This is a genomic window from Streptomyces sp. ActVer, assembly GCF_027270795.1.
Classification (GTDB): Bacteria; Actinomycetota; Actinomycetes; order Streptomycetales; family Streptomycetaceae; genus Streptomyces; species Streptomyces umbrinus_A.
This window is the reverse complement of the sequence record NZ_JAPWHT010000066.1, coordinates 22,683-32,303: the sequence shown is the minus strand read 5'-3', so window position 1 is coordinate 32,303 and position 9,621 is coordinate 22,683. Positions and strand designations below refer to the sequence as shown.

Here is a 9,621-nt window from a genome sequence, read left to right as displayed (position 1 = left end):
CGGTTCCGAGGTCTACGCTCACGGCCCACCGGCGGCTCGGGTCGGGCTGCACGTGGTGGGCGTGCGGGCCCTGCTGGCGCTGCCCGTGCGGACCCGACCCCTTGTGCCGCAGCACACCGGAGGCGGTGGCGAGGCTTCCGTCGTGGCGGATCGGCACGGCGCTGACGCTGCCGGAGCCGTAGTTGGCCGTCAGGACGTGCCCGTCGAAGAGGCTCAGATGGGTGGGCCCGCTGCCGCCGACCGGCACCAGCGGGCCGGCCAGGGAAGGCTCATCGCCCTTCAGCCGGTACGCGGCGATGGCGCCGTCGGCCGTCTCGCTCACCGCGTAGAGCATGTCCCCGGCGGGCGACAGGGCGAGATACGAGGGGTCGGCGACGCTGTTCACGGCGCCCAGCAGCGTCAGGGCGCCGCTCTCCTCGTCCACGGCCGCGGTGAGGACACCGAGGCCCCCTGCCGCCGTGAAGGAGCCGATGTAGGCCCGTCGCCGTCGTCCGTCGCCGTCCGCCACTGCCGTCCCCTCTCGGTGCCCAAGCCGTTCGGGGCCGACAGTAGCAGTCAATGGCCTAGACCAGACGGGAGGCCTCGGCCTCCAGCCGGCCCGGTCCCGTCGCCCGTGAGGTGTTGGCCGGTTCTGTGCGGGGCGTTGCGCATCGTGCGCGCTCAGGCGGCCGCGCCCGCGGGCCGCTCCCGCGCGGTCCGCGGACTCCGTGCGGCTGACAGCCGCGGGGTTACCCGCCCGACGGCCTGATCCACCCTCTACATGTCCGGTGAAACTGCCTCATTCATGGGCAATGTGTCCAACCGCGGTGTGCACGGAGGGGGTTCAGGCACTCACGGCCGACGAGCCGCGCAGGGGCGTGGCCAGCGCGGCGAGCGCCCGTTCAAGGCCATGGAGGTGGGCCAGCGCCTGCTCGGTGCCGGGGTGGTGGACCCGGGCCGTGGAGTGGCGGCCCAGCGCTCCCACCGTCATCGTCACGGCGCGTTCGGGCACCGCGCCGACCAGGACCTCCACCGCTGCCTCGACACGCCCGCAGGCGGCCGTCAGGCGGGCGTCGTACGAGGCGTCCGGGTCGGCGACGACGGCCGCGAGACCGCGTGTCTCCCGGGCGCAGTCGTCGAGGAGGGCGAGCACCTGACGGGCCCGGGCCTTGCGGGCCCGCATCGGGTTGAGGGGGTGTACGAGCGGCGCGAGGGCGAACCGGACCCGGCCGAGCATCGCCTCCAGTTCCGCCGCCTGCGGCGCGGGGTCGGCGTCGGGGTCACCCGCGAGGCGTCGGGCCGCCGCCGCGGTGCATCCGTGCACGGCGCGTACGGCCTGGCCCACCCAGCGGTCGGTGACCGCGTGCGTGGTGACGGGCAGGATCAGCGCGACGGCGAGCGCGGCACCGAGCGCGCCTGCGGCCGTCTCCGCGAGACGCAGCCCCAACAGGCCTGGATGCAGCACACCGAGCAGCCCGTAGAGCAGGCCGGCCATGACGGTGACGAAGAACATCATCCAGCTGTACGAGAGAGCCGCGGTGTAGAAGATCCCCCAGACGCAGACCGCCACGATCGCCGCGGTGGGTGCGGGAGCGCCGTCCAGCGGTACGGCGATCAGCAGGCCGGCCACGATGCCGGTGACCGTGCCGACGACGCGCCGGAAGCCGCGTACGAGGGTCTCGCCGCGCGAGGACGTGTTGACGAAGATCCACCAGGCGGTGCCGACGGCCCAGTACCAGCGCTCATGGGAGAGGACCTGGCCCGCGGCGATCGCGAACGCGCAGGCGGCCGTCGCCTGGAAGGCCTGGCGGGTGGTCGACCGGGAGAGCCCGCGGCCGGCCGGCGCGGCGGGCGTGACGGGCGGTGCCGTGCGCCGCTCGATGCACCACACGCCGAAACGCACCACCGAGGACGCCGCCAGCGCGAGCGCCATAGCGGCGTACAGCTGCGGGAGCTGGCCGGGCACGGCGTGCAGGAACTGCGTGATGAAGAAGGTCATGAACGCGAAGATGCCGAGCGCGTGGCCGCGCGGCCCCCAGCGGCGGGCGTACACCCCGCAGAAGATCACGGCGAGCCAGATCGCGTCGCGAACGGTCGGCACCGAGTGCAGCGTGGCCGCGAGGGCCAGCACGGGGAAGCCGACGACGGGCAGCAGGGCGGTGGTGACCGCCTGGCCGCGCACGGTCGGGTCGCCGACCGTGAACAACGCGAGGAGCGCGGCGAGACCGCCCGTGATCGAGGCGGGCAGCGAGAGTCCGGCCAGCTCCGACGCGGCCACCGCGAGACCGATGCCGAGCACCGCCCGCAGCGAGATCCGCAGCCGTGCCAGGCCCGGATCCGGAGCCATGAACATCTTCTTCACCGTCGGCAGCCCGCCCCCACTTCGTGTCGACCCCACCATCAGGACGTGCCTTGTTCAGGACGCGCCTTCAGGACATGGCAATGGCGCCGCGGGTCCGGATCCGGCTTCCTTGCCGTCCGGCGCTTCGCGGCGCCATGAATGACGCGTGTCCGCGCCATGGATACCCACAAGGTAAGCAGTGCGGGAGCAGTGGCTCAACCGGCTCGTGATCGGCTGGGCCATTGGTACAGTCGGGAACGATCATCCCCGACCGCAGGGAGACCAACGGACCATGGCCGTGGACGAGCTCGACACCCGCATCCTGCGGCTGCTCATGGAGCAGCCGCGCACCAGCGTGCGCGAGTACGCGCGCATCCTCGGCGTCGCCCGCGGCACCCTGCAGGCACGGCTCGACCGGCTGGAGCGGGACGGCGTGATCACCGGTACGGGTCCCTCGCTCTCCCCCGCCGCGCTCGGGCATCCGGTGCTCGCGTTCGTGCATATCGAGGTCACCCAGGGGCATCTCGACGACGTGGGGGACGCGTTGGCGGCCGTGCCGGAGATCATCGAGGCGTTCTCGATCACCGGCGGCGGGGATCTGCTGACGCGGGTCGTCGCGCGGGACAACGGCCATCTGGAGGACGTGATCCAGGCGCTGATCAGCCTGCCGGGCGTCGTCCGCACCCGGACCGAGGTCGCGCTGCGCGAGCGCGTGCCGCAGCGGATGCTGCCGTTGGTGGAGTCGATCGGGCGTACGGCCCGGGGTTGACCGGGCGTACGGCCCGAGGTTGATCGTCGGCATTCGGGACCCGGCATCCTGGATCCCATGAGCAATCTCGGCAGCACTTCGGTCATCTTCGATCTCGACGGAACACTCGTGGACAGCGAGCCGAACTACTACGAGGCGGGACGGCAGACGCTCGCCGGGCAGGGCATCACGGACTTCACCTGGGCGGACCACGAGCGGTACGTCGGCATCAGCACGCAGGAGACGATCGCGCTCTGGAAGGAGCGGTACGCCCTGGACGCCCCGCTGGACGTGCTCCTCGCGGACAAGAACCGGCGCTATCTGGAGCTGGCCCGCGCGTCCACCCCGGTCTACCCGGAGATGCGGAAGTTCGTGGAGCTGCTGGCCGGGGAGGGTGTACCGATGGCTGTGGCCTCGGGGTCCTCGCGCGAGGCCATCGAGGCGATTCTGGCGGGCACGGGGTTGTCCGCGTATCTGCGGACGGTCGTCTCGGCGGAGGAGGTCGCCTCCGGCAAGCCCGCTCCCGATGTCTTCCTGGAGGCGGCGCGGCGGCTCGGGGTGGTTCCCGGTAACTGCGTGGTCCTTGAGGACGCCCCGCCGGGGGCCGCCGCGGCGCACGCGGCCGGGATGCGGTGCATCGCAGTCCCGTACGTCGCGGGACAGGCCGATGATCCGGCGTTCGCGACGGCGGGGTTGCTGTTGCGGGGTGGGCAGGCCGAGTTCACGGCTCGGGCCGCGTACGAGTGGCTCCGCCGGTTGGGCGGGGAAGCGTAGGGGGTTGGTCGGCTGCGGGTTGGCTGTGGTTGAGCGCGCCGTTCCCCGCGCCCCTGCAGGCGTGCCTGGCCCGGGCGGGGCTCCCGGCTCAGCCCCGCAGGGCCCGTGCGCGGCCCTTGCCCTACGCGACGCCCGCCGCGTCCAGCAGGGCCGTTGCCGTTGTCGTGGTCAGGCCCTGAAGGGTTTCCGCCTTGGCGCCGCCGCGGGCGCTTGCTCCGTCGAAGATGAGGGTGAGCTGGCGGGCGAGGAGTTGGGGGTCGCGGGCGCCGCCGCGCTCGGCCTCGGCGCGGAAGGCCTCGGTCAGGGAGTCCTTGACCCGCAGGGCGACGACGCTCGCCGGATGCTCGGGGTTCTTGAGCTCGACCATGACGGACAGGAACGGACAGCCGCGGTAGTCGTCCTGCGTCGAGGCCTGTTCCAGCAACTCGAAGGTGTGCAGGATGCGGGCACGGGGCGGCCGGGTGTCATCGGCGCCGATGTCCAACTGCCGCGCGTACTCCGGCGCACGCCGCTCCAGGCTCGCCGCGAGCACCTCGTCCTTGCTGGCGTAGAGCTGGTACATCGAACGCTTCGACACCCCGGCGGCCCGGCACAGCGCCTCGACGCCGATGGAGACACCGTCGCGGTAGAAGAGCTCCATGGCCGCGTCGAGCAGCCGGTCCCTCGTGGATGTCTTGTCCGTACTGGCCATGAGCGGAGGGTACCTCCGTCGGGGAGCGCCCCCAAAACCGATCGGTCTACTGCCGACGCGGTCGCTGAAGGCTAGGAGACGAGCTGCGGATACAGCACCGAAAGATCCGCGGACAGGCCGGACTTCACCTGCCGGGACAGGTCGTCGGCCAGCACCTCGAACGCCCCGCTCTCGATACCGTCGAGCGCCTGGGACGCCACGTCCTCGGGCGAGGCCTTGGGGGCGTCGATCTTCGCCGTCATGTCCGTGTCGACGTATCCGACATGGAGCCCGGTGACGCCGATACCGCGCGGCTTGAGGTCGAGCCGCAGGGAGTTGGTCTGGGACCAGACCGCGGCCTTGGACGCGCTGTACGAGCCGGCGAGACCGACCCACGACAGCACGGAGTGGACGTTCAGGATGTGGCCGCCGCCGTTGCGCTCGATGACCGGGACGAACGCCCTCGCGGTGAGCAGCGGTCCGTAGAAGTTCGTTTCGAAGTCCCGGCGCACGTCCTCGACCGGCGCCTCCAGGAAGGACGCGTTCACGGAGACCCCGGCGTTGTTGATCAGGATGGTGACGTCGCCGGCCTGCTCGGCCGCCGCCGCGACGGACGCGGGGTCGGTGACCTCCAGCGCGAGCGGGACCGCCCGGGGGTGCGTGACCGTCCGCGGATCACGGGCGGTGGCGTACACCTTCTTCGCCCCCCGCTCGAAAAGCCCTTCCACCAGCGCCTTGCCGATCCCCCTGCTGCCGCCGGTCACCAGGACGACGGAACCCTCGATCGCAGTCATGCCATTCTCCGAACTCAACACACGAACACTCGGAAACCGATCGGTTTCCCTTCATTGGAAACAGTAAACCGATCGGTTTCACAAAGCAAGGCCACCGAACCGCGGGCAAACGCGAGTGGGGCCCCGCCGTAGCGACGGGGCCCCACATGGCCGGTGAACCGGCCGGTTGGATCAGTGCTGGTTGGTCGGATCAGTGCTGGTCCGTTGAACCGGCGGCGGACGGTCGGTGTTACGCGCCGCTCTCCCTGAGCATGTCCTCGCGCTCGACGAGCTTCACGCGCTCGCGACCCTGGGGCTCGCCCAGCGCCTTCTCCGCGGCGTCCAGGCGGTACCAGCCGTCCCACGTGGTGAAGCGGACGTCCCGCTCGGCGAGGAACGCGTCCACGGCCTCCGGACCGGGCGAAACAGGCGTGTGCAAACGGCCGTTGGCGTGGTCGTCCAGCAGGCTGGCGACCGTCTCGTTGGCGTCGCCCTTGGTGTGGCCGATCAGGCCGACGGGCCCGCGCCGGATCCAGCCGGTGACGTACGCCGACTGCAGGTGCTCGCCGGTCTCCTCCATCACCCGGCCGGCCTTGTCCGGGACGGTGCCCGTCTCGACGTCCCAGGGCAGCTTGGGCAGCTTGTCGGAGAGGTAGCCGACCGCGCGGTAGACCGCGCCGAGGTCCCAGTCCTTGAACTCGCCGGTGCCCTTGACGTTGCCGGTGCCGTCGAGGGCGGTGCGCTCGGTGCGCAGGCCGACGACCCTGCCGTCCTCGCCGAGGATCTCGGTCGGCGACTCGAAGAAGTGCAGGAACAGCTTGTGCGGCCGGTCGCCGACGTCGCGGATGGCCCAGTTCTCCAGGGTCTTGGCGACCATGTCGGCCTGCTTGTTGCCCCGCCGGGTGGCGATCGAGCCGTCGTCGTAGTCGATGTCCTCGGGGTCGACGATGACCTCGATGTTCGGGGAGTGGTCCAGCTCCCGCAGCTCCATCGGGCTGAACTTCGCCTGCGCCGGGCCACGGCGGCCGAACACGTGGACCTCAAGGGCCTTGTTGGCCTTGATGCCGTCGTACACGTTCGCCGGGATCTCGGTCGGCAGCAGTTCGTCGGCGGTCTTGGCGAGGATGCGCGCCACGTCGAGCGCGACGTTGCCGACACCGAGGACGGCGACCTTCTCCGCCTCCAGCGGCCAGGTGCGCGGGACGTCCGGGTGGCCGTCGTACCAGGAGACGAAGTCCGCCGCGCCGTACGAGCCGTCGAGGTCGATGCCGGGTATGTCGAGGGCCCGGTCGGCCGTGGCGCCCGTGGAGAAGATCACCGCGTCGTAGAAGGCACGCAGGTCGTCCAGGTTGATGTCGCCCGGGTAGTCCACGTTGCCGAAGAGGCGGATCTGCGGCTTGTCGAGCACCTGGTGCAGGGCGTTGATGATGCCCTTGATGCGCGGGTGGTCGGGGGCGACGCCGTAGCGGATCAGGCCGAACGGGGCCGGCATCCGCTCGAAGAGGTCGATGGACACGCCGGGCTCGACGGCCACTGCGGACTTCAACAGCGCGTCGGCGGCGTAGATCCCGGCGGGGCCGGCTCCGACTATGGCTACCCGCAGGGGGCGAGACATGTTCAGGTTCCCTTCGAGCGATGATCGATCAGGAGTACTCACCCGGAGCCTAAACTAAGGCATGCCTAAGTCAGTAGTCGGGCCCGATCTATGACCCCATAAGGCCGCTTTATGGGGTCCACGCGCATGAAGGGGCAGGGATCGACTCCCGTGCCGATGCAGTCGACTCCCGTACGGGGTCAGCCGGCTTCCTCGCCGGTTCAGCTGTCGTAGTCGACGGTCAGCGTCTCGGAGACCGGATACGACTGGCAGGTGAGCACGTACCCCGCGTCGACCTCGGACGTTTCGAGGGCGAAGTTGCGGCGCATGTCGGCCTTGCCGTCGGTGACCAGAGCCCGGCAGGTGCCGCAGACGCCGCCCTTGCAGGCGAACGGCAGGTCGGGGCGGGTCTTCTGGGCGCCGTCGAGGAGGCTCCGGTCCCGCGCGAGGGCAGCGGTGGTCGAGCGCCCGTCGAGGGTGATGGTCACCTGGCTGACGGCCCCCTCGGCGGCGGCCTCCTCGTGACGCACTTCCCGTACGGGCTCGTCGTCGGCGTAGAACAGCTCCTGATGGACGCGGTCGCCGGGCACGCCGAGACCGGCGAGGACCTCCTGGGCGTCACGGACCATGCCGTGCGGGCCGCACAGCCACCAGTGGTCGGCCGCCTTCACGTCGACCAGGGCGTCGACGAGCGCCGCGAGCCGCTCGGCGTCGAGGCGGCCGGACAGCACCTCGGCCTCCCGGGGCTCGCGCGACAGCACATGGGCGAGCTGGAAACGGGCCGGATACAGGTCCTTCAGGTCCGCCAGCTCGTCGGCGAACATCACCGTGCCGGTGCGCCGGTTGCCGTAGAAGAGGGTGACGGTGGAGCGGGAGTCCGCGGCCAGGACGGACTCGGCGATGGACACCATGGGCGTGATGCCGGAGCCCGCCGCGATCAGCACGTGATGGCCGTGCGTGGTCAGGTCGGGGGTGAAGAAGCCGGTGGGGGCCATGACCTCGACGGTGTCGCCGGGGCGTACGTCCTGCACGAGCCACGCCGAGAACAGGCCGCCAGGCACCACCCGCACCCCGATGCGCGGCACCGAACCGGCCGGAGAGCAGATGGAGTACGAGCGCCGCTCGTCCCGTCCGTCGATCTCGCGCCGCAGTGTGAGCGACTGTCCGGGCGCGAAGGCGAACTCCTCGCCCAGCTCCTCCGGGATCTCGAAGCTGACCGCCGCCGCGTCCTCGCACAACGGCTGCACGGAGGCGACGCGCAGGGTGTGGAAGACCGGGCGTCGGGCGCGGGCCCGCGGACGCACCGCCGGGCCGGAAGCAGGACCGGAAGCGGGAGCGACGGCCGGCTCGGCCGCGCCCTCCAGGCCTCTCATCGGCTCTTCCCTCAGGCCTTCCATCAGATCTCCTTGACGTACTCGAACGGCTCGCGGCAGGCGAGGCAGCGCCACAGCGCCTTGCAGGACGTGGCGGCGAAACGGGAGGTCTCCTCGGTGTCCGCCGAACCGCAGCGCGGGCACGCCACCGTGCGCCGGACAGGCGACAGCACGAGCGGAACGGGACCGGCTGCGTGGCGGGGCGCGGCGCCGGGCGGCGCGATGCCGTTCTCGGCGAGCTTGCGCCGGCCCTCCGGGGTGATCCAGTCACTCGTCCACGGCGGGTCCAGGACCGTACGGATCTCCACGCGCGCGTACCCCGCGTCGCGCAGCCGTGCCGCCACGTCCGCGCGCATCTCGGCCATCGCCGGGCAGCCGGAGTAGGTCGGCGTCAGACTCGCGACCACGGTCCCGTCACCGGTCACCTCGACGGAGCGCAGAACGCCGAGGTCGGCCAGGGTCAGCATGGGCAGTTCGGGATCCGGCACCTGCTCGGCAATGTGCCGGGCGTGCCGCACATCCGTCAGTACGGTCACCATGTCGCCCCCGGGTGCGCTCGGGCCACGCTCTGCAACTCGGCCAGCAGCGGCGCGAGATGCTCGGTGTGCTCCCCCGCGCGGCCAGCGCCGGACAGCGGCCGGTACACCGGCATGGGCAGCCCGGCCGCCTCGGTGACCTGCCGCAGCACGGCGACCACCTCGTCCCGCACGTCGTACGCCGTGAACAGCTCGCCGAAGTACGGGGCGACCTGCTCCATGGCCGTACGGGTCCGGCGGCGCGACTCCTCCGTGCCGTCACCGAGGCGCACCGCCCACTCGGCCGCGTACTGCCGGTGGTAGGTCAGCTCCTTGACGCCCTTGGCGGCGATGGCCGCGAGGACGGGGTCGGGGTGCTCCGAGAGCTGCTCGAAGTGCGCCAGGCGCCAGCTGGACAGGACCAGCAGCCGCACGATCGAGAACGCGAAGTCCCCGCACGGGAGTTCGGCCAGGCGGACGTTCCTGAAGTCCTCCGCGTCCCGGAAGTAGGCGTACGCGTCCTCGTCGCGACCGGTGCCGTCGACCTGCCCGGCGCGTGCGTACAGCAGGCGGGCCTGGCCGAGGAGGTCGAGGCCGATGTTGGCCAGCGCGACCTCCTCCTCCAGCTCGGGCGCGCGGGTGGTCCACTCGGCCAGCCGCTGCGCGGAGACCAGCGCGTCGTCGGCGAGTGCCACGCAGTCCGCGGCCAGCCGGCCGGCGTCGACACCCTCGGGCACGGTGGTGTCCACGCCGTGCAGCGGGTCCTCGAAGCCTGTGCCGTAGGCCCAGCGGGCGTCGTCCTCGTGTCCCTCGGCGAGGGTCATGTAGACGTGGTCGTCACTCATGCCCTGCTC

Annotated in this window: 10 protein-coding genes; 2 read left to right on the top strand and 8 right to left on the bottom strand. The window is 71.4% G+C overall.

Annotated features, from left to right (window positions below; genetic code table 11):
• Both O3Q52_RS14010 and O3Q52_RS14005 read right to left on the bottom strand, forming a co-directional pair.
• On the bottom strand, window positions 1-508 hold a 508-nt coding region (locus O3Q52_RS14010), incomplete at its 3' end, for a beta-propeller fold lactonase family protein (protein ID WP_269649104.1).
• Between the two features lie 315 nt (window positions 509-823).
• Window positions 824-2,332 (bottom strand): FUSC family protein, encoded by a 1,509-nt coding sequence (locus O3Q52_RS14005; protein ID WP_269649107.1) that lies wholly within the window; start codon window positions 2,330-2,332, stop codon window positions 824-826.
• Window positions 2,333-2,612: 280 nt separating this feature from the next.
• On the opposite strand from O3Q52_RS14005, the gene O3Q52_RS14000 reads away from it, so the two are divergent.
• Together O3Q52_RS14000 and O3Q52_RS13995 are read left to right on the top strand one after the other, a co-directional pair.
• Window positions 2,613-3,089, top strand: a complete 477-nt coding sequence (locus O3Q52_RS14000; RefSeq protein ID WP_269649103.1) for an Lrp/AsnC family transcriptional regulator — start codon at window positions 2,613-2,615, stop codon at window positions 3,087-3,089.
• A 57-nt stretch (window positions 3,090-3,146) separates the two neighbouring features.
• Window positions 3,147-3,842 (top strand): HAD family phosphatase, encoded by a 696-nt coding sequence (locus tag O3Q52_RS13995; protein WP_269649102.1) that lies wholly within the window; start codon window positions 3,147-3,149, stop codon window positions 3,840-3,842.
• Between the two features lie 121 nt (window positions 3,843-3,963).
• Here the strand turns inward: O3Q52_RS13995 and O3Q52_RS13990 are convergent, their stop codons facing one another.
• The 6 genes from O3Q52_RS13990 to paaC form a co-directional block, all read right to left on the bottom strand.
• Complete coding sequence (locus O3Q52_RS13990; RefSeq protein WP_269649101.1) at window positions 3,964-4,533, bottom strand: TetR/AcrR family transcriptional regulator; 570 nt, start codon at window positions 4,531-4,533, stop codon at window positions 3,964-3,966.
• A gap of 71 nt (window positions 4,534-4,604) precedes the next feature.
• Window positions 4,605-5,306, bottom strand: coding sequence for an SDR family oxidoreductase (locus tag O3Q52_RS13985; RefSeq protein WP_269649100.1), 702 nt, complete (start codon window positions 5,304-5,306; stop codon window positions 4,605-4,607).
• Between the two features lie 229 nt (window positions 5,307-5,535).
• Window positions 5,536-6,900, bottom strand: a complete 1,365-nt coding sequence (locus O3Q52_RS13980; RefSeq protein ID WP_269649099.1) for an FAD-dependent oxidoreductase — start codon at window positions 6,898-6,900, stop codon at window positions 5,536-5,538.
• A 200-nt stretch (window positions 6,901-7,100) separates the two neighbouring features.
• The gene (gene paaE, locus O3Q52_RS13975) at window positions 7,101-8,276 is read right to left on the bottom strand and encodes a 1,2-phenylacetyl-CoA epoxidase subunit PaaE (RefSeq protein WP_269649098.1); all 1,176 of its coding nucleotides are present in this window, start codon (window positions 8,274-8,276) and stop codon (window positions 7,101-7,103) included.
• Window positions 8,276-8,791, bottom strand: a complete 516-nt coding sequence (gene paaD, locus O3Q52_RS13970; RefSeq protein ID WP_269649097.1) for a 1,2-phenylacetyl-CoA epoxidase subunit PaaD — start codon at window positions 8,789-8,791, stop codon at window positions 8,276-8,278. The genes paaE and paaD overlap by 1 nt, the downstream gene beginning before the upstream one ends.
• Window positions 8,785-9,612, bottom strand: a complete 828-nt coding sequence (gene paaC / locus O3Q52_RS13965; RefSeq protein WP_269649096.1) for a 1,2-phenylacetyl-CoA epoxidase subunit PaaC — start codon at window positions 9,610-9,612, stop codon at window positions 8,785-8,787. The genes paaD and paaC overlap by 7 nt, the downstream gene beginning before the upstream one ends.
• Between the last annotated feature and the right edge of the window lie 9 nt (window positions 9,613-9,621).

Coding starts and splice junctions, on each gene's coding strand:
- O3Q52_RS14005 (WP_269649107.1), bottom strand. CDS start 2,332: ATGTTCATGGCTCCGGATCCGGGCCTGGCACGGCTGCGGATCTCGCTG.
- O3Q52_RS14000 (WP_269649103.1), top strand. CDS start 2,613: ATGGCCGTGGACGAGCTCGACACCCGCATCCTGCGGCTGCTCATGGAG.
- O3Q52_RS13995 (WP_269649102.1), top strand. CDS start 3,147: ATGAGCAATCTCGGCAGCACTTCGGTCATCTTCGATCTCGACGGAACA.
- O3Q52_RS13990 (WP_269649101.1), bottom strand. CDS start 4,533: ATGGCCAGTACGGACAAGACATCCACGAGGGACCGGCTGCTCGACGCG.
- O3Q52_RS13985 (WP_269649100.1), bottom strand. CDS start 5,306: ATGACTGCGATCGAGGGTTCCGTCGTCCTGGTGACCGGCGGCAGCAGG.
- O3Q52_RS13980 (WP_269649099.1), bottom strand. CDS start 6,900: ATGTCTCGCCCCCTGCGGGTAGCCATAGTCGGAGCCGGCCCCGCCGGG.
- paaE (WP_269649098.1), bottom strand. CDS start 8,276: ATGGAAGGCCTGAGGGAAGAGCCGATGAGAGGCCTGGAGGGCGCGGCC.
- paaD (WP_269649097.1), bottom strand. CDS start 8,791: ATGGTGACCGTACTGACGGATGTGCGGCACGCCCGGCACATTGCCGAG.
- paaC (WP_269649096.1), bottom strand. CDS start 9,612: ATGAGTGACGACCACGTCTACATGACCCTCGCCGAGGGACACGAGGAC.